Origin of the sequence: Thiemannella venezuelensis (assembly GCF_014203605.1) — a bacterium.
Lineage (GTDB): Bacteria > Actinomycetota > Actinomycetes > Streptosporangiales > Streptosporangiaceae > Planomonospora_A > Planomonospora_A venezuelensis.
In genome coordinates this window covers 1-21,860 of sequence record NZ_JACHJJ010000023.1, presented here as the reverse complement: position 1 = coordinate 21,860, position 21,860 = coordinate 1, and the positions used below count along the sequence as shown (strand labels likewise).

Here is a 21,860-nt window from a genome sequence, read left to right as displayed (position 1 = left end):
CTGCTCGCCGTCGGCCTGATCGACCGTTAGGGGACGCCCGTGCGACGCTTCCTCAAGGACAACGCGCTCAGCCTGTTCTTCCTGCTCCTGTTCGTGCTCGCGCTGACCGGCCAGTCGGTGGCGGGCAACTCCGCCTACAACGATCGGCAGCGCGCCGAGGGCGGGGCCGCGGTCTCCTGGCCGGAGTACGTCACGTCCTCGGAGTTCGCCGTCGACGTCGCGGAGAACTGGCAGTCGGAGTACCTGCAGTTCCTGCTCTTCATCATGGCCACGGTCTGGTGGGTGCAGCGCGGCTCCCCGGAGTCGAAGAAACCCGGCGACGAGGGGCCGGAGAGCGACGAGAAGCAGCAGGTCGGGCGGTACGCCGGCCCGGACAGCCCGGCGTGGGCCAGGACGGCCGGCCTCCGGCAGAAGCTGTACGGCAACTCCCTCGGCGCGGTGATGGGGCTCGTCTTCCTGCTCTCGTGGCTGGCCCAGTCGGTCGCCGGCCGGGCCGCCCACAACTCCCAGCAGCTCGCCCGGCTCCAGGATCCGCTGGGCTGGGGGGAGTACGTCGTCTCGGCCGACTTCTGGAACCGCACCCTGCAGAACTGGCAGTCGGAGTTCCTCGCGGTGCTGTCGATGGTGGTGCTCTCCGTCTACCTGCGCCAGCGGGGCTCCCCCGAGTCCAAGCCGGTCGGCGCGCCGCACGGCGCCACCGACGTCGAGGGATAGGCCGTACGGCGCCGCACGGAGGAGGCGCCGGATCCCCTCGGACCCGCCGCGCCCCGCGGTCAGCGGTACCGGAACGGCCGCGGGCCGGTGATGTCGTAGTCGTCGAGGTGGTCGATGAGGTCGCCGTCGTCGAGGCCGTTCTCCCTGACCAGCCGGGGGCCCATGTCGCGGACCTGGTCGGCCATGTCCTCGCGGCCGATCGTGTCGAACGCGGCCCGCAGCTTGGCCAGCCCGCGGCCCATCTCCACGCTGGCCACGTGCGACAGGGTCGCCGGGAGCGCCCGCTGCAGGCTCCTGACCGCGACGTCCCGGTCCCGCTCCCCCAGCTGGGGCAGGATCTCGGCGAGGGTGGACAGCGCCACGGCGCAGGTCTGGTGCTGCCGGGAGGAGGTGCTGACCACCACCAGGTCGACCAGGGCCGCCACGATCCGCCGCTGCATGGCGTCGTCGTAGACCACCGGCAGCGGCCCGCCGTACGCCTGCGCGTCCGGGATCCCGGCGGCGGCGCAGCGGGCCGACAGGTCGCGCAGCGCGCCGACGGAGGCGAGTGCGACGTCCGGGTTCTGCCGGGTGGAGGTGGCCGCCCAGGCGACGTTGCCCAGCTGCTCGACGGCGTGGTCGGGGTCGACGTCTGCGTTGCGGACCCGGTCGATCGTGACGCAGTCGAGCACGTTGTCGGCGACCGTACGGCGCTGCGCCTCGCTGCCGCCGCGGATCCGGGCGACGGTGTCGCCGTAGGCGAGCAGGTCGCCGATCCGCACCTGGAAGGCGACCTCGACGGCGTCCCCGGTGGGGGCGAGCAGCTTGGCCAGCCGGGCCGTGCTGATGTCGACCACGTAGCCGGTCGCCCGGGTGGTCACCGGGACGGGCTCGCCGTCGAGGAGCGGCCGGGCCCGGGAGCGGGCGAGCAGGGGGAGCTGGCGGAGCCTGGCCTTGAAGGCGAGGTCCTGGATCGAGCGCACCACGGAGGTCGGGCGCATCTGGTCGATCATGACGTAGCCCATGAACACCAGCAGGACCAGCGCCGCGGCGGCCAGGGCGAGCGCCAGCAGCGCTCCGACCCCGGCCCACTCGGGCCGCATGACGGCCATGACGAGGTAGGTGTAGGTGGCGCAGCCGGCGACGTAGCCCAGGTACGCCTGGTTGGCCCTGCGCCGCAGGAACTGGTCGAACACGACGGGCGCGACGGTCGTGGCGGTGTGCGAGATCGCCACCAGCAGCGCCGAGAGCGTGAGCGTGGTCACCGTCACCAGTCCGGTCGCGACCACCCGCAGCATGCTGACGAGGTTGTCGTGCGGGAACAGGCGCAGGAAGAGGCCCCGGACCTCACCGGGCCAGTCCGGTGAGGACATGTCCACGAGAACGGCTCCGGCGGCGAGCGCGACGGAGCCGAGGACCATGAGCAGGGGCGTGAAGAGGAACTCCGTCACCGAGAGCCGCCAGCGGACCCGGAGGTCCTGACGCTCCGGAACATAACGTCGTAATCGCGATATCTCAGACACCGCAGGACGTTACCCCTGGCGCCGTCCGGCAAACGATCTCCCGTCGGGCGCGGAATTCCGCGGGCCGTACGCGCAGTTCAGCCGTGGAACCCCGGCCCCGCGGCCCGGGTCCTCCCGCTCCGGCGGGTTTCGTCGGGCCCGCGGCGGGCAGCCGCAGAAGTCCGCAACCACCGAGAGGAGCGAGAATGCCGACCGCACGCGACATCATGACGCCGAACGCGGAGTGCGTGAACGCCGACGAGACGGTTCTCGACGCCGCCAGGAAGATGGCGCGCCTAGGGGTGGGTTCCCTGCCCATCTGCGGAACCGACGACCGGCTCAAGGGTGTGCTGACCGACCGCGACATCGTGGTGAAGGTGCTCGCCGAGGGCAAGGACCCCGGATCCTGCCTGGCCGGCGAGCTGGCCCAGGGCAAGGCCGTGACCATCGGCGCCGACGACGACGCCGCGGAGATCCTCCGGACGATGGCCTCGCACCGGGTGCGCAGGCTCCCGGTGATCGACGGCCACAAGTTGGTCGGGATCGTGGCCCTGGCCGACGTGGCCCGGGCGCTGCCGGACCGGCCGGTCGGGGACCTGCTCGACGCGATCAGCAGCGACTGACCCGCCGCGCGCCCCGCGCGGGGCGTGCGACCAACGGTGGGGGCCGTCCTCCTCTCCCGAGGAGGACGGCCCCCACCGTTTCGCCGTGTCCCCCGCGCCCCGCACCCTCCCCGCCGCCGCGGCGGCCGACCGGCGCGGGCCGGTCAGCGGCGGCCGGTGGTGGCGATGCCTTGGACGAAGTAGCGCTGCCCGAGGAAGAAGACGACGACCAGCGGGAGCGTGGTGACCACGCTCGCCGCCAGGACGATCTCCCACTTGGGGTCGCCGCCCTGGTAGAACTGGTCGACGACCGCCTTCAGCCCTCGGGGCAGCGTGTAGAGCGCCGGGTCCTGGAGATAGATCAGCGGCTTCATCAGGTCGAACCAGCTCGCCTTGAGCTCGAAGACGAAGGCGATGATCAGTGCGGGCCGGGAGAGCGGGAGCGCGATCCGCCGGAACAGGTCGAGATACGACGCGCCGTCGACGCGGGCCGCCTCGAAGACGTAGCGGGGCACGCCGAGCAGGAACTGCCGGAGCAGGAAGATGTAGAACGCCGAGCCGAACAGGTTGCCCGCCCAGAGCGGCACCTGGGTGCCGGTCAGCCCCGCCGCGTTCCAGATGAGGAAGGTCGGCACCAGGGTGACCGCGGCGGGCAGCATCATCGTGGCCAGCACGCTGCCGAAGATCAGGTTCCGGCCGGGGAAGCGGAAGTAGGCGAAGCCGAAGGCGACGAAGGCGCTGGACAGGGTGACCGCCAGCGCGGCCGCGACGCCGACGACCACCGTGTTGACCAGCCAGGCGAGCATGGGCGCCGCGTCCCAGACCGCCGCGTAGTTCTCCGGCCGGAACGGCACCGGCCAGGGCAGGAACGGGTCGGAGAAGGTCCGGTCGCGGGGTTTGAGCGAGGCGACGACGAGCCAGACGAACGGGTACAGGAAGATCACCGACGCGGCGGCCAGGACGGTCAGGAAGAAGACCTTCCGGGTGCCCCGGCCCGCGGGGTCGGGCGCGGGCGCCGCCGCCCGGGCGGGCCCGGCCCGGCCCGGCGCCCGGACCGGCTCCGCCGCCGTCATCCGGCGTGCTCCTCTGCCTCGTAGTAGACCAGCCGGTTGCCGACCTTCACCTGCACCAGCGTGATGGCCGCGATCACCAGGAACAGCACCCACGCCAGCGCCGAGGCGTATCCCATGTGCAGGAACTGGAAGGCCTGCTGGAAGAGGTACACGACGTAGAACAGGGCCGCGTCGCCGTACGACTGCTGGGCGACCTGGTTGCCGAAGAACATCGTGTACACCTGGTCGAACATCTGCAGCGAGGCGATCGTGTTGATGATCACCACGAAGAAGAGCGCCGAACTGATCATCGGCAGGGTCACCGCGCGGAAGCGCTGCCACGTCCCCGCTCCGTCGATCATGGCGGCCTCGCTCAGCTCGCGCGGCACGTTGCGCAGCGCCGCGAAGAGGATGATCGTCGTCGAGCCCAGGTTCCACAGCGACATCAGCACGATGCCCATCAGGATCCAGTCGGGGTCGGTGGTCCACTGCGGACCCTCGATCCCGAACAGCGCCAGGAACTGGTTGACCATCCCCGCCTGCCCGTTGAGCAGGAACAGGAAGAGCACGCCGACGGCGACGTACGGGGTCATGGACGGCAGGTAGAAGATCGTCCGGAACGCCCCGGCGGCGCGGCCGGTGACCCGGTTCAGCACCAGCGCCAGGGCGAGCGCGAAGGCGATGGCCAGCGGCACGTGCAGGAGCGTGTAGACGACGGTGTTGCCGATCGCCCGGGAGACCCTGGGGTCCTCCAGCATCCGCGCGTAGTTGGCCGTCCCGGCGAACTCCGGCGCGCCGATGAGGTCGTAGCGGGTGAACGACAGGACCAGGCTGGCGAGCATCGGCCCTGCTTGGAAGACCACCAGGCCGATCAGCCAGGGCAGCAGGAAGACGTACGCCCACCGGGTCTCCGGGCGCAGCCGCCTCACCGGAGCCCTCCGGTTCCCGCCGGCGCTCCTCCCCCGGCGCCGCCGTACGGCCGGCCGCGCACGCGCCCTCCTCCGGCGGCCGCGTTCACGACGCCGCCGTGCCCGTCGGCCCGCCCGCTCCGCTCGCTCACGAGGTCGCCTCGTCGATGGCCTTCTGCGCCTCCGTGTGCGCCCGTTCCAGGGCGTCGGCGGGCTGCTGCTCCCCCTGCAGCACCCGGGTCGCCGCGTCCTCCCACGCCTTCTTGAACTCGGCCGCCGCCGCCGCCGACTGCGGCACCACGAACCCGGCCTCCTGAACCGAGCGGATCACCTTGACCGCGTCGTCGAACGGCTTCTTCCCGCTCGGCTTCACGATCTCGGAGAAGATCACCTCGTCGGCCTTGGCGTTGCCGGTGTAGGTGCCGGTGTAGGCCTTGCCCTCCTGGGCGCGTTTGGCGGCGCGGGCCCGCGCCGCCGCGATCCAGGTGTCGGCCGCGGTCATGGTCTTGATCCAGGCGCACGCGGCGTCGGGGTTCTTCGCCCCCTTGGGGACGACCCAGGCGTTGCCGCCCACGTTGTTGACCGGGTTGCCCTGCCGGTCCTTGAACGGCAGCACGGTGATCTTCACGTCCGGAGTGGTCCCGGCCATCGCGGTGACCACGAACTGCTCGGTCAGCATCGCGCCGATCTGGTCCTTGACGAACGGGTTGCCCTCGCCGAAGTAGTCGAAGGTGTCGGTGAAGGCCTTGAGCTTCGTCCAGCCGCCCTGGGCCTCGACCAGCCGGTGCGCGTAGGCGAGCGCCTCGGCGGCCTTCGGGTCGTCCAGCCGCGAGGTGCGGCCGTCCGCGCTGAGGATGTCGGCGCCGTTGGCCTTGGCCCACAGCGGGAGGAACTCCGGCAGCTTCGGGTAGAAGCCGAACCGCTCGATCTTCCCGCCCTCGGTCCGCGTCATCTTCTCCGCCAGTTCGGCCAGCCGCTCCCAGTCGGAGGTGTCGATCTCCGCCGGGTCGACCCCGGCGTCCTTCGCGGCCTTGTCGCCGACCACCAGGACGATCGAGTTGTAGAACTCCGGCATGCCGTACCACTTGCCGTCGTACTTCACCTGCTGCTGCGCGGCCGGGTAGAAGTCCCCGACCGGGACGTCCTGCTCGGCGACGCAGCCGTCCAGCGGCTGGATCGCGCCGCGCGCCGCGTAGCTGCCGATGCGGTCGCGGCCGAGGTAGACGACGTCGGGCGGGCTGCCGGCGGCGACGGCGGACAGGAACGCCTGCTCGTCGAACTGGCCCTCGTTGATCTGCAGGGCGATGCCGGGGTTGGCCTTCTTGAAGGCGTCGACGCGGACGGTGGCGATCTCGTCGGGCAGCCCGAAGCCCATCGTGGTCAGCGACGCCCCGCCGCCGCTCCTCTCCCCGCCGCCTCCCGAACCGACCCCGCCGCACGCGGCCAGGGCGGCGATCATGGTGGTGATCACCGCGGTGGACAGGGTCACCGCCGCCGGGCCACGGCCTCCGCGTGCCGTTGCGGCGCGCACCGCCGCCCTGCGATCCGGTCCCACCGAGCTGCGGAGCATCGGGCCTCCTCAGGAGTCGTCCGTCCCAGCCCGGTGCGCGCCCGATCCCGGCGGCGACCCGTCACGGGGCAGGGCCACGGGGCAGGGCGCAGCCGCCGGGGAGCCGTTCCCCGCCGGGCAGTGGCGCTGGGAGGACCGACTGCCCCGCAAGGCCCGGTTGAATCAACGTTTTCCGGGGAACCGCTTCCCGTCAAGGCCGGTGGTCGTTCTCCTGGTTCTTCCGCGCCTCCGCCGCCAGGACTCCGGGGTCGAGGGCCCGGCCCCGCGTCGGGCGATGCGGGGCCGGGCCACGGGACCTTCCGGAGGTCCTCTAGACCGTCGCGGCGCGCTCGTCGGGCACGCAGTGGGTCATGCTCAGGCCGGTGACGTCGCGCGGCCCGTTCTTGCCGAGCCGGGACAACCGCTCGCGGTCCTCGTCGGTGAGGTCCTGGCCCGCCAGCGGCTCCAGGTAGGCGACGTCCTCGGGCCCGATGCCGAGCCCCTCGCCGACCCGCAGCCCGAGCTCGTCCTCCACCAGCAGGAAGTGCCAGACCATGCGCTCCTGGACGGGGCGGTCGCACTGCGACAGGAGCGTGACGAAGTTGAGCACGAGGTCGTCGCGCTCCCACTGCTCCATCAGCCGGAAGCGCTGGCCCGCCTGCAGGTAGTCGTTGGTCCGGGGGATGCGCTTGCGGGTGAGCCGCCCGGTGATCGCCGGCCCCTGCTCGTCGTGCGTGGGGTACTGCGCCTCGCGCAGCCCGCCGGTGATCGAGGGCTCGTAGTTGACGTGCGGGTTCTCTCCCCGGCCGTCCACGTGGTAGGTCATCAGGCCGTCGCGCTGGTTGGTGCGCACGTCGGCGTTCTTGGCCTGGTTGACCGGGAGCTGCAGGTAGTTGGGGCCGACCCGGTAGCGCTGGGTGTCGCTGTAGGAGAAGGTCCGGCCGACCAGCATCTTGTCGTCGGAGAAGTCCAGCCCGTCGACCAGGACGCCGGTGCCGAAGGAGATCTGCTCGTTCTCGGCGAAGTTGTTCTCGACGTTGCGGTTGAGCACCATCTTGCCGACGGGCCGGGCCGGGAACCGGTCCTCGGGCCAGACCTTGGTGTCGTCCAGCGGGTCGAACTCCAGCTCGGGGTGTTCCTCGTCGGTCATGATCTGGACCAGCAGCTCCCACTCGGGGAACTCGCCGCGGTCGATGGCCTCGCGCAGGTCCTTGGTGGCGTGCCCGAGTTCGCCGGCCTGTACGGCCGCCGCGTCGGCGGCGGTCATGCTGCGCACGCCCTGCTTGGGCATCCAGTGGTACTTGACCAGGTGCGTCTCACCCCGGTCGTTGACCCACTTGTAGGTGTTGACGCCGAACCCCTGCATGTGCCGGTAGTCGGCGGGGATGCCGCGCGGGCTGAACAGGTTGACCAGCATGTGCATGGCCTCGGGCGTCTGCGACATGAAGTCGAAGATCCGGTTGGGCTCCTGGCGGAACGTCACCGGGTCGGGCTTGAGCGCGTGGATCACGTCGGGGAACTTGATGGCGTCCCGGATGAAGAAGACGGCCAGGTTGTTGCCCACCAGGTCCCAGTTGCCGTCCTCGGTGTAGAACTTCACCGCGAAGCCGCGCGGGTCCCGGGCGGCCTCGGAGGAGTCCCGGCCGCCGATCACGGTGGAGAAGCGGATCGCCAGGTCGGTGCGCTTGCCCGCCTCCTGGAACAGTTTGGCCCGGGTGTAGCGGCTGATCGGCTCGTCGCCCAGGAGACCGGTGGCCTCGAAGTAGCCGTAGGCGGTCGTGCCCCGGGCGTGCACCACCCGCTCGGGGATGCGTTCCCGGTCGAAGTGGCTGATCTTCTCCAGGAACTGGTAGTTCTCCAGCGTCGCGGGCCCTCGGGCGCCCACCGTGCGCTGGTTCTGGTTGTCGTAGACCGGGTGTCCCTGCCGGTTGGTCAGCACCGGGCGTTCGTCCCCCGGCTGCGGACCCCTGCTCGACACGTCCGTCATGACGACGTCTCCCTCCGTGCGGCGTCAGCTTCCGGCCTTCCTTTCCGGGGGGACACCGCTTATAGCTCACGGAGTGAGATTTTCACCAAAATGGACAGCTTTCAGGACTTTCCCGCCGGGGACGGCGCCGCCCGGCGGCCGGTGGGGCGCGCCGGATGTTGCGCGCGGACTTGCTGTCAGTGAATGCGCGGACGTGTCGTCAGCAAGATCGAGTGTCACCGATGGCATGGTGGCGTCGTAGACCCTCCGCTCCCGAACATGTCCCCAGCCGCGGGCCTCGGCTCGGTAGCGTGCGGAACACAGCGCTTGTGCCAGCGAGATCAGCGGTTCCGGCGGCGTCGGTGGTAGGCGTAGGCGACGGCGGCGAGCAGTGGTCCCCACAGCAGAAGCGGGAGGTAGCAGAGGTAGAAGATCGCCGTCTCCCAGCCGCCTGCCTGTGCGGGGAAGTTCGCGGGAATCGGCTCGCCTCGCAGGGTGACTCCGGCGAACTGAGTGACGAAGCAGGCGGTCCACAAGACCGTCAGGATCCCGGCACCGAGGGCGGCGGGGATGACAGCGGCGGGCGCCGGCACTCTGCGGCCGCGCAGCCCGGGAACCCAGCGTGGAAATCGCTCGCCCCAGGTGGCGACCAGCCCGACCGCGGTGAACGCCACCAGCTCCGACAGAATCGACAGGAAGACGATGTATGCTCGCTCGCCCACCGCCATCCCGTCGCTGAACGCGGCCGGGAGTCGCCAGAGGCTGGACGGCAGTACAGTGAGCGGGACGGCATAGGCGGCGATTCGCGCCCAGCGGGGAACCCCGGTCGCCGGGGCATGAGCGGCCCTCCACGCGTGACGCAGCCGCCCGATGGTCGCCGGCGAACCAAGCGGAGCAGCCCCGGTGGATCCTTGTGGTCCGGCGGTCACCGTGGGCGATGGCGCCGTACAGGCCGTCCGATCAGTTGTCGTCATGCCGCTCACGCTAGAAACGACCAGGCCGCGCCGCCTCCCCCTGGGGAGGGAGTGCGCCCGGCGCGGCGTCGGCTAACGTCGGTCGGCGTGAGGCGCCATGTCGCCCGGGCCGTGCGGGCCGGGATCTACCAACTGCTGGGTGCCGCGCTGCTGACTCCGGTCGCGGTGGCGCTCGGTCTGCCGATCCTGGCCGAGGTGACGCCGGGGCGCGTGCTGGTGTTGTGGGCGGCGTGCCTGCCCGCCTCCGTGCTGCTCGCCATGACGCCCGTGATGCGGCGTCTGGAGATGGCCGCGCTGTCGGAACTGCTTGACGTCGACGTGCCCAAGCGGGCCGACCGCATCTACCTGGTGGCCCTGGCCAGCCTGCACCTGTACGGCGGCGCCACGCTCAGCGCGGGCCTGCTGGCGCTGTCTCCCGGACTGATCCCGCTCGGCGGACCGCCGCGTGAGGGGCCCGGTGAGTCGGCCGAGGTGCTCCTGCTCGCCGCCACCGTACTGGCCGCGATGGTCTCCGCCGGATTCGGCCAACGTTGGGCGGCGCGCCGGCTGCTGCACAGCGAGCCGTCACGCGTGATCGACGAACTCGGCCGCCGCCAGACCCTTGCCCTGGAACTGCACGACTCCGTCGGCCACGCCCTCAGCGTCGTCCTCGTGCAGGCCATGGCCGCCCAGGCGGCGCTGCAGCGAACCGAGCCCACACTCGCCGCACAGTCGCTTGGCCATCTGACGGCCACCGCCCGCCACGCTCAGCAGGACCTCGACGTGCTGTTGAGCGTGCTCGACGACGGCATCACGGCCGAGGCGCCCACGCTGGAGGCGCTCGACGCGCTCACCCGCGGCCTCGACGTGCACGCGAGCGTCACCGACCTCGGCAAGGTCCCGGTCGCGACCTCGCGTGCGGCCTTCGCCATCGCGCGGGAGGCGCTCACCAACGCCCTGCGTCACGGGCACGGCCCGGTCACGCTCGACGTCGCCGTCGGTGCCGACCTGGTTCTGACCGTGGCCAACACGACCATCGGCACCTCCGACGAGGAAGGGCGTGGCCTGACCGGCATGCGCATGCGGGCCCGCCTGGCCGGAGGGACGTGCACCTGGGAGGAGGCGGACGGGACGTGGCGCGTTCAGGCGAGGCTGCCGCTGTGATCCGGGTCGTCCTGGCCGACGACGAGAAACTGATCCGTTCGGGCTGGACGACCATGCTCTCCCTCCACGGCGACATCGAAGTGGTGGGCCAGGCGGCCGACGGCCGCGAAGCCGTCGAGGCCGGCACCGGCGCCGACGTCGTGCTGATGGACATCCGCATGCCCCTCATGGACGGCCTGGCCGCGACCCGGGAACTCGCCCGCCACTCCCCGGCGACGCGCGTCATCGTGGTCACCACGTTCGAGAACGACCAGCTGGTCTGGGGCGCCCTGCGCGCCGGCGCCTCCGGCTACGTGCTCAAACGCGCGCCCGCCGACGAGCTGGTGGAGGCCGTCCGGCTGGTGCACACACGCGACACGGTGCTCTTCCCCGACGCGCTGCGTCGCATCGCCTCCCCTCATCTCGGCACGGTTGAGCCGCGCATGCCGGTCGGGTTGACCCCACGCGAGCTGGACGTCCTGCGGCACATCGCGCTCGGGCAGAACAACGCGGAGATCTCAACAGCCCTGCATGTGACGACGGAGACGGTCAAGACGCACGTCGGCAACATCCTGGACAAGCTCGGCGCCCGTGACCGCACCCAGGCGGCGGTTCTCGCCTACGAACTCGGTCTCGTCTTCGCCGGCACCGGTGTTGGGGAACCCGGGAGTCGTCGGCGCTGACGATGATCGTGCGGATGCCGGTCTTCCCAGGGTCGGGAATCCGCCCGATGCGTGGGCCGGCTCGATGGTCAGCTGTTCGGCGTCTGGCGACAGCGGCGCCAACGGCACCCCGTTCGGGGTCACGGCGTCCCGGGACACGGAAGGAGGGCCCGGCCTGCGCCGGTCAGCGGGCCTCGGCCGTGGCCCGCCGGTTGGCCTTCTTGATGGCCTCGATGAGCTGCTCCTTGCTCATGGTGGAGCGCCCCGGGATGTCCAGGCGGCGGGCCAGGCCGTACAGGTGCGCCTTGGAGGCACGGGCGTCCACGCCCTCGGCGGTCCCGCCCGCCTTCGGTGTGCTCTTGGCGGCCTGGGTGTCCGAGGGGCCCTTGCCGCCCTTCTTCGCCTCCCAGTGGTCGCCCACCTTCTCGAAGGAGTGCTTCAGCGCGGCGAAGGCCGTACGGTGCGCCCGCTCGCCCTCCCCGTAGCTCTCCACCGCGGAGTCGTGCGCCTTGATCCAGGTCTCCTGCGCCTTCTTGGGGGAACGGCGCAGGGTCGACGGCAGCTCTTCACGTGCCGGCATGCATTCTCACCTCGTTTCCGCTCGTCAGCGCCCTCTGCCCGTCCCGTGCCGGATCATGCGTCGTGCATGGGCGGGGGCGGGACGGGTACGGGAGGTCTGATACCGAGGAGGGAAATGATGACTTCCGAACCACAGCAGCCGGAGCAGACCTCCAGGACCGGCAAGCCCATGGTCCCGGCGACCCCCCGCGACGTGGTGCACATCCGCATCGGCTCCTTCGGCCTGATCGCGGCCCTGGCGATCGCCGTCCTTGCCTTCGTCGTCGGGATCCCCTGGCTGGCCGTCGTGATGGCCGTGCTCGCCGTCGTCGTGGCCGTGGACATGGTCCTGGCGATCCGCCGGCAGAACCAGAACCGCAGGATGCACGGCGGCATGACGGAGGCGGGCTGAGGGCCCGTGAGGGCGCACGGCGTGCACGCCGAACCGGGGAGGTGACGGCGGCCCGGACGCGCGCCCTCAGGCGGGGGAGTCGATCGCCTCGGGGGCGAGGATGTGGTCGAGGACCATGTGGGCGCAGCCGGTGATGCCCGCTCCGGGGCCCAGGCGGCTGCGCTCGATCCGGAGGTTCCGGGTGGACAGGGCGGTCGAGCGGCGGTAGACGACCTCGCGGACGCCGGAGACCAGGGGCTGGAAGGCCTCGGCGACGTCGCCGCCGAGGACGACCACGGCGGGGTTGAGGAGGTTGACCGCGGTGGCGACGACCTCGCCGAGCATCCGGGCGGCGTCGCGGATGACCGTCATCGTCCCGGCGTCGCCCGCGCGGACCAGGGCGACCGCGTCGGCGAGGCTCTTGACCTCGTGGCCCCGTTCGCGCAGCGTCCGCAGGATGGACGTCGCGCTGGCGACCGAGTCGAGGCAGTCGGTGTTGCCGCAGCGGCAGAGCACGCCCCCGCCGTGCCGGACCGGGATGTGGCCGATCTCCCCGGCCGCGCCCAGGGCGCCGCGCAGGATCTCGCCTCCCGCGATGACGCCCGCGCCGATCCGGGTGGAGACCTTGATGAACAGCAGGTCGTCGGCCTCGCCCGCGTAGACCGCGCGGTGCTCGCCGATGGCGATCACGTTCACGTCGTTGTCGAGGAAGACCGGGACCGGGAAGCGCCCCTCGATGATCGGCGGGATGGCCACCCCGGTCCAGCTGGCCATGATGCGGGCGCTCTCGGTGCGGCGGGCCGCGAACTCCACGGTCGCGGGCACGCCGAGGCCGACGCCGCGGACCAGGGACGCCGGACGCTCGCCGAGCAGTTCGCTCCAGGTCCGCATGACCAGGGGGAGCACGACGTCGGGGCCGTCCTCGACGTCGATGCCGAGATCGGTGCGGGCCAGCACGGCGCCGGCGAGGTCGCAGACGGCGATCTGCGTACGGCTGGCGCCCAGCGCGCCGACCAGCACGACTCCGCCGGAGGCGTTGAAGGCCAGCCGCGTCGGAGGCCGGCCGCCGGTGGAGGGACCCTCGCTGCCCTCCACGACCAGGCCGCGGTCGAGCAGTTCGGTGACACGCAGGGAGACGGCGGGCCGGGACAGGCCGGCGACCCGTCCGATGTCCGCGCGCGTGACGGCCTCGCCCGTGCGGATGAGGCGCAGCACCTCACCGCTCGTGGCGAGCGCGGCAGCGGGACGTCGAGGCATCGGCCAAGTGAACCACACCGGCTTACGAAATGAAAAGTTCCAACTTTCTCATCTCAAATTACAAAACTCTGCTTGTGTAGAGCGCAAGACATGGCTAGTGTCCGATCTATCCTCAAACCGGTAGATCACTAACGGAGCTCCCCCATGTCCGAGACCCCGCAGCCCGCCGACCTGATCGTCTTCGGCGGCACAGGCGACCTCTCCATGCGGAAGCTCCTGCCCGCGCTCTACCACTGCGACCGCGACGGCCTGCTCGCCCCCGAGACCCGGATCATCGCGATGTCCCGCGGCGGACTCGACGACGCCGACTTCCGCGGCAAGGTGGACGCCGAGGTCCGCGGCTCGGTCCCGGTGGACGACCTCGCCACCTGGCAGCGCTTCCTCGGGCGCCTGCACCACATCTCCATCGACATCTCCGGCGAGGACAGCACGGGCTGGGCGAAGGTCACCGCCCTGCTCGCCGGCCACGAGCAGCGCGACCGGGTGTTCTACCTGGCCAGCCCGCCCATGACGTTCGGCCCGTTCTGCCGCGAGGCGCACCGCGCCGGACTGGTCACCCCCGCCTCCCGGGTGGTGCTGGAGAAGCCGCTCGGCCGCGACCTGGCCAGCGCCCGGCACATCAACGACGAGGTCGGCGCGATCTTCCACGAGCGGCAGATCTTCCGCATCGACCACTACCTGGGCAAGGAGACGGTCCAGAACCTCCTGGTGCTCCGCTTCGCCAACGCGTTCCTGGAGCCGATCTGGAACTCCCTGTGGATCGACCACGTCCAGATCACCGCCGCCGAGACCGTCGGCACGCCCGGCCGCCGCGGCTACTACGACCACGCGGGCGCGCTGCGCGACATGGTGCAGAACCACCTGCTCCAGCTGCTCTGCCTGGTCGCCATGGAGCCCCCGGCCCGCAACGACCGCGAGTCCATCCGCGACGAGAAGGTCAAGGTGCTGGAGTCGCTGCGGCCGATCACCGGCGGCGAGGTGGACCGCTTCACCGTGCGCGGCCAGTACACCGCGGGCGTCTCCGGCGGCGTACCGGTCCCCGGCTACCTGGACGAGCCCGACAACACCCCGCCCACCGAGGCCTCCCACCGGGTCGAGACCTTCGCCGCCATCCGCGCCGAGGTGAAGAACTGGCGCTGGGCGGGCGTGCCGTTCTACCTGCGCACCGGCAAGCGCATGCCGTACCGGTCCTCGGAGATCGTGGTGCAGTTCAAGGAGGTGCCCCACTCGATCTTCCCGGGCAGCACCCCCAACCGGCTGGTGCTGCGGCTGCAGCCGAGCGAGGGCATCCGGCTGGAGCTGATGGCCAAGGAGCCGGGCGCGGGCGAGGTGGCGCTCAAGCCGGTCCCGCTGAGCCTGAGCTTCGCCGAGACCTTCACCGCCCGCGTGCCCGACGCCTACGAGCGGCTGCTCATGGACGTCCTGGCCGGGAACCCGACCCTGTTCATGCGGCGCGACGAGGTGGAGGCCGCCTGGCGGTGGATCGACCCGATCCTCACCGAGTGGGAGTCGCAGAACATGCTGCCCGAGCCGTACCCGGCGGGCACCGCGGGACCCGCAGGAGCCCACGAGCTCGTCGGCCGCAGCGGCCGCACCTGGCACGAGGAGGGCCTCGCATGAGCGGGCCCGCCGGAAACGACGCACGAGACCATCGCACCGACGACCACGGAGGAGGCCGGATGAACCCCGTCATCCAGGAGATCACCGACCGCCTGATCGAGCGCAGCAGGGGCAGCCGCGGCGCCTACCTGGCCCGGCTGGACGCCGAGGCCGAGGCGGCCCGCGAGCGCGGCCCGGCCCGCGCCGCCCTGGGCTGCGCCAACCTGGCGCACGGCTTCGCCGCCGCCGGGATCGACAAGCCCGACCTGCGCGCGAACGTCAAGCCGGGTGTGGCGATCGTGTCCAGCTACAACGACATGCTCTCGGCGCACCAGCCGTACGAGAGCTACCCGCCGATCCTGAAGGCGGCGGTCCGCGCGGCGGGCGGCGTCGCCCAGTTCGCCGGCGGCGTGCCCGCGATGTGCGACGGCATCACGCAGGGCCGGGCGGGCATGGAGCTCTCCCTCTACAGCCGCGAGGTCATCGCGATGGCCACCGCGATCGCGCTCTCCCACGACATGTTCGACGCCTCGCTCATGCTGGGCGTCTGCGACAAGATCGTGCCGGGCCTGCTGATCGGCGCGCTGCACTTCGGCCACCTGCCCGCGGTCTTCGTCCCCGCCGGGCCGATGGGCTCGGGCCTGCCCAACAAGGTCAAGGCCCGCACCCGGCAGCTGTTCGCCGAGGGCAAGGTCGGCAAGGAGGAGCTGCTGGACGCCGAGTCGCAGTCCTACCACTCCCCCGGCACCTGCACCTTCTACGGCACCGCCAACTCCAACCAGGTCATGATCGAGGTCATGGGCCTGCACCTGCCGGGCGCGACGTTCGTCAACCCGCGCACCGAGCTGCGCGAGGCCCTGACCAGGGCGGCGGGCCGCCGGGCGGTGGAGATCACCGCGCACGGCGCCGAGTACGCCCCGGTCGGCCGGGTGGTCGACGAGAAGTCGATCGTCAACGCCTGCGTGGCGCTGCTGGCCACCGGCGGCTCGACCAACCACACCATGCACCTGGTCGCCATCGCCGCCGCGGCCGGCATCGAGCTGCTCTGGGACGACCTGGCCGCGCTGTCGAAGGCCGTGCCGCTGCTGACCCGGATGTACCCCAACGGGCAGGCCGACGTGAACCACTTCCACGCCGCGGGCGGCATGCAGGTGCTGATCGGCGACCTGCTCGACGCCGGGCTGCTCCACGGCGACGTGCTGACGATCGCCGGCCGGGGCCTGGACCACTACCGCTCGGCCGCCGAGCTGAAGGACGGCGAGCTGGTCTGGTCCGAGCGGACCGAGGGCAGCGCCGACCTCGACGTGCTCCGCCCGGTGAGCGACCCGTTCTCCTCCGACGGCGGCACCCAGATGCTCGACGGCAACCTGGGCCGCGCGGTCATCAAGGTCTCGGCCGTCAAGGACGAGCACCTGGTGGTCGAGGCCCCGGCCAAGGTCTTCGACGACCAGCTGGAGCTGCTGCGCGCCTTCGAGGCGGGCGAGCTGGACGGGCAGGACTTCGTGGCGGTCATCCGCTACCAGGGCCCGAGCGCCAACGGCATGCCCGAGCTGCACAAGCTCATCCCGCCGCTGGCGGTCCTGCTGGACCGGGGGCAGCAGGTGGCGATCGTCACCGACGGCCGCCTGTCGGGCGCCTCCGGCAAGGTCCCGGCCGCCATCCACCTGTCGCCGGAGGCCGCGCACGGCGGCCCGATCGCGCTGGTCCAGGACGGCGACCCGATCCGCGTCGACTCCACCGCCGGCACCCTGGAGCTGCTCGTCCCCGCCGGGGAGCTGGCCGCCCGCACCCCGCAGGGGGCGCCGCTCACCGACGCGCAGTGGGTGGGCACCGGCCGCGAGCTGTTCGAGGCGTTCCGCCGTACGGCGGGGCCCGCCGAGCGCGGCGCCGGCATCTTCGCCCTGAACGGCCGCGCCGAGAGCCTGGCGGGCCGGAGCGGCGGGGACGGGGCGGACGGGGACGGGGCATGACGACTCCCTGGCTCGTCGCCGACATCGGCGGCACCAACGCCCGCTTCGGCCTGGTCACCGAGGCCGGCGGGCAGCCCGAGGCGATCGCCGTGCTCGCCGGGAAGGAGCACGCGGGTCTCCCCGAAGCCGTAGCCGCCTATCTCGCAGACCATGCGGGCGGAGTCCGGCCGGGAGCGGCCTGCATCGCGATCGCCGGCCCGATCGACGGCGACCGCTACCGGCTGACCAACGCCGGGTGGTCGGGCTCGGTGCGCGATCTGGGGATCGCCCACGTCGAGCTGCTCAACGACTTCGAGGCCCTGGCGGCGTCCCTGCCGCACCTGGCCGCCGGCGACCTGGTCTCCCTGGGCGGTCCCGAGCCCGCGCACGGGGTCAAGGCCGTGCTCGGCCCCGGGACCGGTCTCGGCGTCGCGGGCCTGGTGCCCGTGGCCGAGGGCTGGATGCCGGTCCCGTGCGAGGGCGGGCACGTGACCGTGCCGGTCCTCGACGAGCGGGACCACGAGGTCGTGCGGGCGCTGCGCGCCGAGGGAATGGACCACGTGGTGGCCGAGCACCTGCTCTCCGGGCCGGGGCTGACCCGGCTGCACCACGCGCTCGCCCTGGTCCACGGCGTGTCCGCGCCGGACCTGCCCGCCGCCGAGATCGTGGCCCGGCTGGACGACTCGCTGTGCGCCGAGGCCGTCGACGTCTTCTGCGGCCTGCTCGGCACCTTCGCCGGGAACGTCGCGCTGACCATGGGCGCCCGCGGCGGCGTCTACCTGGGCGGCGGCGTGCTGCCCCGTATCGTGGAGCGGGTGCGCGCCAGCGACTTCCGCCGCCGCTTCGAGGCCACCCCGACCCTCGGCGACTACCTGTCCGCCATCGCCACCGTGCTGATCGTGGCCCCCCAGCCCGCGCTCACCGGCGCGGCGGCCTGGCTGAACCAGCGCCTGACGACCACGTCCAACCTGGAGTACGCTTGACTTCCTCCCCACGGCTGAAGCCGGGGGATTCCAATCCTCACGGGTCGGGTTTCCTGCTTCACCGCCGGTCGCCCGCCGGGCGTGCGCCCTTGAGGTCTTACACCGGCTCCACAGGCGTTTCACCTCTCCGCCAGCCCGGCGGCGAGGATGTTGCGTGCGGCGTTGACGTCGCGGTCGTGGACCGCGCCGCAGGCGCACTCCCAGATCCGCACACCCAGCGGCATCGCCGCGCGCAGCGCCCCGCAAGTCGAGCACAACTTGCTGGAGGGGAACCAGCGGTCGACGACCAGCAGTTCCCGCCCGTACCAGGCGGTCTTGTACTCCAGCATGGAGCGCAGTTCCCGCCAGGAGGCGTCGGAGACGGCGCGCGCCAGCGCGTGGTTTTTCACCAGGTTGCGGACGGTGAGGTCCTCGATCACGACCGTTTGGTTCTCACGGACGAGACGAGTGGTGAGCTTGTGCAGGAAGTCCCGGCGCCGGTCGGTGATCCGCGCGTACATGCGGGCCACCTTCAGTCGGGCCTTGGCCCGGTTGTTCGAGCCCTTCGCTGTTCGCGACAGGTTGCGCTGGGCCTTGGCCAGGCGGCGCCGGTCGGCCCGTTCATGCCGGGGGTTGGTGATCTTCTCGCCGGTCGACAGGGTGAGCAGGGAGGTGATCCCGGCATCCACACCGACGCAGGCGTCCACCGGATCGAACGGCCGGATCGTCTCCTCCACCAGCAGGGACACGAACCAGCGCCCGGCCGCGTCCTTCGAGACGGTCACCGTGGACGGCTGCGCGCCCTCGGGCAGCGGCCGCGACCAGACGATGTCCAGGGGCGCGTCCATCTTCGCCAGCGTCAGCGTGCCGTCGCGCCAGCGGAACGCGCTGCGCGTGTACTCCGCCGACGCGCGGGACTTCTTGCGGGACTTGAACGTGGGGTATTTGGCTCGTTTGGCGAAGAAGTTGGCGAACGCCGCCTGCAGGTGGCGCAGCGCCTGCTGCAGCGGCACGGAGGAGACCTCCGACAGGAACTCCAGCCCTGGATCGCGTTTCCATGCCGTGAGCAGCGCCGAGGACTCCACGTAGGAGACTTTGTTTGCGGCCCTCGGCCGTGTAGGCGCGGGAGCGCATCGCCAGGGCCTTGTTGTAGACGTAGCGGACGCAGCCGAACGTCCGGGCCAGCTCGTTCGCCTGCTCGGGGGTCGGGTGGAAGCGGTACTTGTAGGCCCGCTTCACGATCTGCGCCATGTCTCACACGGTACTGCGCGATCAAGTAAGGGAGATGTGTTTTTCCCGTCCCTGCGGCGCCGTGCCGTGTTTCCTCCCCACGCCTGAAGGCGGGGGTTTCCACACTTCAAGGAGTTTCGATGAGCCTTCTCGACATCGCCCCGGTGGTCCCCGTCGTCGTCATCGACGACCTGGAGACCGCGGTGCCCATGGCCCGCGCCCTGGTGGCGGGCGGCCTGCCGGTCATCGAGGTCACCCTGCGCACGGCCCCCGCGCTGAAGGCCGTCAAGCGGATCGCCGCCGAGGTCCCCGAGGCCGTGATCGGCACCGGCACCGTCCGGACCGTGGGCGACGTGCTCGCCTCCGTGGACGCGGGCGCGAAGTTCCTGGTCAGCCCGGGCAGCACCCCGGCCCTGGTGAATGCCATGCAGGCGAGCGGCCTGCCGTTCCTGCCGGGCGTGGCGACCGCGTCGGAGGTCATGGCGCTGGCCGAGCGCGGGCTGACCGAGATGAAGTTCTTCCCCGCCGAGGCGGCGGGCGGGCTGCCGTACCTGAAGTCCCTGGCCGGGCCCCTGCCCGGCGTGCGCTTCTGCCCGACGGGCGGGATCAAGCTCGCCACGGCCCCCGACTACCTGGCGCTGCCGAACGTCGGCTGCGTGGGCGGGACCTGGCTCACCCCGGCCGACGCGCTGGCCACCGGCGACTACGCCCGCATCGAGAAGCTGGCCGCCGAGGCCGCGGCGCTCCGGCAGGCCTCCTGATCCGCCGAGCCTCCTCCTCCTGATCCGCCGTACTCCTGGGCCTCCGTGCTCCTGGACCTCCGGCCGGGAGCCCCGCACGACCAGGGGCTCCCGGCCGGAGGGGTGCTGAACCGGGCACACGCCCCACGCGTATCTCGCGGCGACAGCACTCCCGAGTTCTCAGGAGGCACCGATGCGTTCACGCATCGTCACGGTATGCACGGCACTGCTGGCTCTGGGAGCCGGTACGGCGCACGCCGCGACCCAGCAGACCCCGGACCGGCCGCAGTCCTCCGGCCGCTTCCAGACCCCCGACCGCTACACCGTCGTCAACCTGGTCTCGGACGTGCGGGGCCGGGCCGCGGTGACCGACCCCGCGCTGGTCAACCCGTGGGGCCTGGCCATGGGCCGGACCCTGTGGGTCTCGGCCGCCGGCAGCGACCTGGCCACCGTCTACTCCGGCGGCCAGGGCACCGTGCGGCGGGAGAGGACCCGCGTCCGCATCCCCGGCGGCCGGCCCACCGGGCAGGTGGTCAACCCGGGCCGGGAGTTCGTGGTGAAGGGCGCGGGCGGCTCCGGCCCCGCGACGTTCATCTTCACCGGCCCCAGCGGGGCGATCACCGGCTGGAACGCCCAGGCCGACGCCGACGACGCGGTCATCGGCGCGTTCGTGCGCGGCGCCGACTTCAAGGGGCTGGCCCTGGCCCGGACCGACCGGGGTCCGCTGCTGCTGGCCGCCGACTTCGCCCGCAACCGCGTGCACGTCTTCGACGGCGACTTCGACCGCCTGCGCACCCACCGTCGCGCGTTCCGCGACCCGGGCCTGCCGCGCGACTATTCGGCCTTCAACGTCGAGGTCGTGGGCGGGGCCGTCCTCGTGGCGTACGCCAAGCGCGACCCGCGCACCGGCAGGTCCGTGGCCGGGGCGGGCAGGGGCTTCGTCAGCCGGTTCGACGGCGACGGCCGGTTCCTGGGCCGCTTCGCCGCCCGCGGCGCGCTGAACGCCCCCTGGGCGATGACGCTCGCCCCGCGCGGCTTCGGCCGCATGTCGGGGGCGCTGCTGGTGGGCAACTTCGGCGATGGGCGGATCCTCGCCTACGACCCGCGCACCGGCCGCCCGCTCGGCGCGCTGCGCGCCGCCGACGGCAGGCCGATCACCCTGGGCGGCCTGTGGGACCTGGAGCCCGGAACCGCGGCCACGGGCGGCGAGAACGCCCTGTGGTTCAGCGCGGGCAGCGACGGCGGCGCACACGGCCTGCTCGGCCTGATCCGCCCGGCCGGAGCGCGGGACCGCGCCCCGGCGACGCCCAGCGCCGCACCGTCCACGGCGGCGCCGCCCACGGCCGCCCCGGCGACGACCCCGCCGAGCTCCTACTGACGCGGTACGGCTCCGCCGGTCTCCCCCCGCCCGAACCGGCGGAGCCGTCCCGCCGGGGCGCCGCCCGGTCCCCGCCGGCGGCCCCTTCCGCCCTGTGCCATCCCGGAGCCGGGAGGCCGGGCCGGTGACCCACACACCGGCCCGGCCTCCCGCGCGCTCAGCGGGTCTCGTGGCGGCGCTGGCACTCCATGCAGAAGGCGGCCAGAGGGCGCGCCTTGAGCCGCTCGAACGGGATCCCCGAGCCGCAGCCGTCGCAACGGCCGTAGGCCAGTCCGGCGATGTTGCGCAGGGCGCCGCGCACGACGGCGATGTTGCGCTCGGCGGAGACGATGTCGGCGAGGACGTCCGCCTTGGCGGAGACCTCGACCGCGTCGTCGTTCACCGCGGCCTCCAGCTCGGCCAGCTGCTTGGTCCAGCGGAACAGCTGCCCCTGCAGTTCCTCGCGGATGGAGTCGAGCTGGACGCTGCTGAGGTGGATGTCAGCGGTCATGGTGCCTTGGGTCCTTTCGGGAAGCGGGCGGCGCGAGCCGCCGGACGCCGGGCCGGTTCGCATCGGCCCCGGGACCGGGTGCGGCACGCCGCCGCAGAAGCCGGGACTCGCGGGCGCGGGGCGCACGCGACGGGGACCCCGGTCGAGCACTCCGCTCGACGGGGCCGGGAAGGGAAGGGAACCTAGGGCGCGTATCGGGTTGTGGTCAATCGTGGGGATTCGCCCCTGCGGCGAGGCCCGATCCGGTAGACCGTCGGAGGTGACGCGCGCGCAACT

The 21,860-nt window shown here is 72.0% G+C and carries 19 protein-coding genes and 1 pseudogene; 10 read left to right on the top strand and 10 right to left on the bottom strand.

Translation table 11 applies throughout. The features are described 5' to 3' along the window. The first annotated feature begins 39 nt into the window (after positions 1–39). Positions 40–714: a DUF6766 family protein gene (locus FHS22_RS27860; protein ID WP_184946417.1), complete on the top strand. Its 675-nt coding sequence runs from the start codon at positions 40–42 to the stop codon at positions 712–714. Between the two features lie 59 nt (positions 715–773). Here FHS22_RS27860 and FHS22_RS27855 read toward each other — a convergent pair whose 3' ends face one another. Further along, positions 774–2,216 carry a DUF2254 family protein gene (locus FHS22_RS27855; protein ID WP_184946416.1) on the bottom strand — a complete coding sequence of 481 codons (1,443 nt, stop codon included), beginning with the start codon at positions 2,214–2,216 and terminating at the stop codon, positions 774–776. Positions 2,217–2,401: 185 nt separating this feature from the next. Here FHS22_RS27855 and FHS22_RS27850 point away from each other — a divergent pair, with 185 nt between their 5' ends. Beyond that, positions 2,402–2,818: a CBS domain-containing protein gene (locus FHS22_RS27850; RefSeq protein ID WP_184946414.1), complete on the top strand. Its 417-nt coding sequence runs from the start codon at positions 2,402–2,404 to the stop codon at positions 2,816–2,818. Between the two features lie 143 nt (positions 2,819–2,961). Here FHS22_RS27850 and FHS22_RS27845 read toward each other — a convergent pair whose 3' ends face one another. The 5 genes from FHS22_RS27845 to FHS22_RS27825 all read right to left on the bottom strand — a co-directional run bounded on the left by FHS22_RS27845 (position 2,962) and on the right by FHS22_RS27825 (position 8,994). After that, positions 2,962–3,870, bottom strand: a complete 909-nt coding sequence (locus FHS22_RS27845) for a carbohydrate ABC transporter permease (RefSeq protein WP_184946412.1) — start codon at positions 3,868–3,870, stop codon at positions 2,962–2,964. Then, positions 3,867–4,778, bottom strand: a complete 912-nt coding sequence (locus FHS22_RS27840; protein ID WP_221474201.1) for a carbohydrate ABC transporter permease — start codon at positions 4,776–4,778, stop codon at positions 3,867–3,869. The genes FHS22_RS27845 and FHS22_RS27840 overlap by 4 nt, the downstream gene beginning before the upstream one ends. A gap of 127 nt (positions 4,779–4,905) precedes the next feature. After that, positions 4,906–6,327, bottom strand: a complete 1,422-nt coding sequence (locus FHS22_RS27835) for an extracellular solute-binding protein (protein ID WP_221474200.1) — start codon at positions 6,325–6,327, stop codon at positions 4,906–4,908. 310 nt (positions 6,328–6,637) lie between these two features. Next, entirely contained in the window at positions 6,638–8,293 is a 1,656-nt protein-coding gene (locus tag FHS22_RS27830) for a catalase (protein ID WP_184946410.1), read from the bottom strand. Positions 8,294–8,613: 320 nt separating this feature from the next. After that, a complete protein-coding gene (locus FHS22_RS27825; RefSeq protein WP_260408363.1) occupies positions 8,614–8,994 on the bottom strand; it encodes a hypothetical protein in 381 nt (126 codons plus the stop codon). A gap of 339 nt (positions 8,995–9,333) precedes the next feature. On the opposite strand from FHS22_RS27825, the gene FHS22_RS39380 reads away from it, so the two are divergent. Together FHS22_RS39380 and FHS22_RS27815 are read left to right on the top strand one after the other, a co-directional pair. Beyond that, a complete protein-coding gene (locus FHS22_RS39380; RefSeq protein WP_184946409.1) occupies positions 9,334–10,389 on the top strand; it encodes a sensor histidine kinase in 1,056 nt (351 codons plus the stop codon). Further along, positions 10,386–11,051, top strand: coding sequence for a response regulator (locus tag FHS22_RS27815; RefSeq protein WP_184946407.1), 666 nt, complete (start codon positions 10,386–10,388; stop codon positions 11,049–11,051). The genes FHS22_RS39380 and FHS22_RS27815 overlap by 4 nt, the downstream gene beginning before the upstream one ends. A 163-nt stretch (positions 11,052–11,214) precedes the next feature. On the opposite strand, the gene FHS22_RS27810 is transcribed toward FHS22_RS27815, so the two are convergent. Next, positions 11,215–11,610 (bottom strand): ChaB family protein, encoded by a 396-nt coding sequence (locus FHS22_RS27810; protein WP_184946405.1) that lies wholly within the window; start codon positions 11,608–11,610, stop codon positions 11,215–11,217. Positions 11,611–11,727: 117 nt separating this feature from the next. Between FHS22_RS27810 and FHS22_RS27805 the strand changes: the two genes are divergently transcribed. Further along, positions 11,728–12,000, top strand: a complete 273-nt coding sequence (locus FHS22_RS27805) for a DUF6343 family protein (protein WP_184946403.1) — start codon at positions 11,728–11,730, stop codon at positions 11,998–12,000. 66 nt (positions 12,001–12,066) lie between these two features. Here the strand turns inward: FHS22_RS27805 and FHS22_RS27800 are convergent, their stop codons facing one another. Continuing rightward, the gene (locus tag FHS22_RS27800; protein ID WP_184946401.1) at positions 12,067–13,236 is read right to left on the bottom strand and encodes an ROK family transcriptional regulator; all 1,170 of its coding nucleotides are present in this window, start codon (positions 13,234–13,236) and stop codon (positions 12,067–12,069) included. Positions 13,237–13,380: 144 nt separating this feature from the next. Here FHS22_RS27800 and zwf point away from each other — a divergent pair, with 144 nt between their 5' ends. The 3 genes from zwf to glk are packed head-to-tail and all read left to right on the top strand — an operon-like array spanning position 13,381 to position 17,767. Then, positions 13,381–14,856 (top strand): glucose-6-phosphate dehydrogenase, encoded by a 1,476-nt coding sequence (gene zwf, locus FHS22_RS27795; RefSeq protein ID WP_184946399.1) that lies wholly within the window; start codon positions 13,381–13,383, stop codon positions 14,854–14,856. A 59-nt stretch (positions 14,857–14,915) separates the two neighbouring features. Then, entirely contained in the window at positions 14,916–16,805 is a 1,890-nt protein-coding gene (gene edd / locus FHS22_RS27790; RefSeq protein ID WP_184946397.1) for a phosphogluconate dehydratase, read from the top strand. Further along, a complete protein-coding gene (gene glk / locus FHS22_RS27785; protein ID WP_184946395.1) occupies positions 16,802–17,767 on the top strand; it encodes a glucokinase in 966 nt (321 codons plus the stop codon). The genes edd and glk overlap by 4 nt, the downstream gene beginning before the upstream one ends. 50 nt (positions 17,768–17,817) lie before the next feature. Here the strand turns inward: glk and FHS22_RS27780 are convergent. After that, positions 17,818–18,997 (bottom strand): annotated as a pseudogene (locus FHS22_RS27780) (RNA-guided endonuclease InsQ/TnpB family protein); the annotation flags it as partial. Between the two features lie 119 nt (positions 18,998–19,116). On the opposite strand from FHS22_RS27780, the gene eda reads away from it, so the two are divergent. Both eda and FHS22_RS27770 read left to right on the top strand, forming a co-directional pair. Next, positions 19,117–19,737, top strand: coding sequence for a bifunctional 4-hydroxy-2-oxoglutarate aldolase/2-dehydro-3-deoxy-phosphogluconate aldolase (gene eda / locus FHS22_RS27775; protein WP_184946393.1), 621 nt, complete (start codon positions 19,117–19,119; stop codon positions 19,735–19,737). A 172-nt stretch (positions 19,738–19,909) separates the two neighbouring features. After that, the gene (locus tag FHS22_RS27770) at positions 19,910–21,094 is read left to right on the top strand and encodes a TIGR03118 family protein (protein ID WP_184946391.1); all 1,185 of its coding nucleotides are present in this window, start codon (positions 19,910–19,912) and stop codon (positions 21,092–21,094) included. 157 nt (positions 21,095–21,251) lie between these two features. Here the strand turns inward: FHS22_RS27770 and FHS22_RS27765 are convergent, their stop codons facing one another. Beyond that, a complete protein-coding gene (locus FHS22_RS27765) occupies positions 21,252–21,584 on the bottom strand; it encodes a TraR/DksA family transcriptional regulator (protein ID WP_184946389.1) in 333 nt (110 codons plus the stop codon). Between the last annotated feature and the right edge of the window lie 276 nt (positions 21,585–21,860).

Excerpts from the sequence above, each read along its gene's own strand:
- zwf (WP_184946399.1), top strand. The coding sequence starts at position 13,381 with ATGTCCGAGACCCCGCAGCCCGCCGACCTGATCGTCTTCGGCGGCACA.
- FHS22_RS27810 (WP_184946405.1), bottom strand. The coding sequence starts at position 11,610 with ATGCCGGCACGTGAAGAGCTGCCGTCGACCCTGCGCCGTTCCCCCAAG.
- eda (WP_184946393.1), top strand. The coding sequence starts at position 19,117 with ATGAGCCTTCTCGACATCGCCCCGGTGGTCCCCGTCGTCGTCATCGAC.
- FHS22_RS27800 (WP_184946401.1), bottom strand. The coding sequence starts at position 13,236 with ATGCCTCGACGTCCCGCTGCCGCGCTCGCCACGAGCGGTGAGGTGCTG.
- FHS22_RS27830 (WP_184946410.1), bottom strand. The coding sequence starts at position 8,293 with ATGACGGACGTGTCGAGCAGGGGTCCGCAGCCGGGGGACGAACGCCCG.
- FHS22_RS27850 (WP_184946414.1), top strand. The coding sequence starts at position 2,402 with ATGCCGACCGCACGCGACATCATGACGCCGAACGCGGAGTGCGTGAAC.
- edd (WP_184946397.1), top strand. The coding sequence starts at position 14,916 with ATGAACCCCGTCATCCAGGAGATCACCGACCGCCTGATCGAGCGCAGC.
- FHS22_RS27770 (WP_184946391.1), top strand. The coding sequence starts at position 19,910 with ATGCGTTCACGCATCGTCACGGTATGCACGGCACTGCTGGCTCTGGGA.
- FHS22_RS27845 (WP_184946412.1), bottom strand. The coding sequence starts at position 3,870 with ATGACGGCGGCGGAGCCGGTCCGGGCGCCGGGCCGGGCCGGGCCCGCC.
- FHS22_RS27835 (WP_221474200.1), bottom strand. The coding sequence starts at position 6,327 with ATGCTCCGCAGCTCGGTGGGACCGGATCGCAGGGCGGCGGTGCGCGCC.
- glk (WP_184946395.1), top strand. The coding sequence starts at position 16,802 with ATGACGACTCCCTGGCTCGTCGCCGACATCGGCGGCACCAACGCCCGC.
- FHS22_RS27805 (WP_184946403.1), top strand. The coding sequence starts at position 11,728 with ATGACTTCCGAACCACAGCAGCCGGAGCAGACCTCCAGGACCGGCAAG.
- FHS22_RS27765 (WP_184946389.1), bottom strand. The coding sequence starts at position 21,584 with ATGACCGCTGACATCCACCTCAGCAGCGTCCAGCTCGACTCCATCCGC.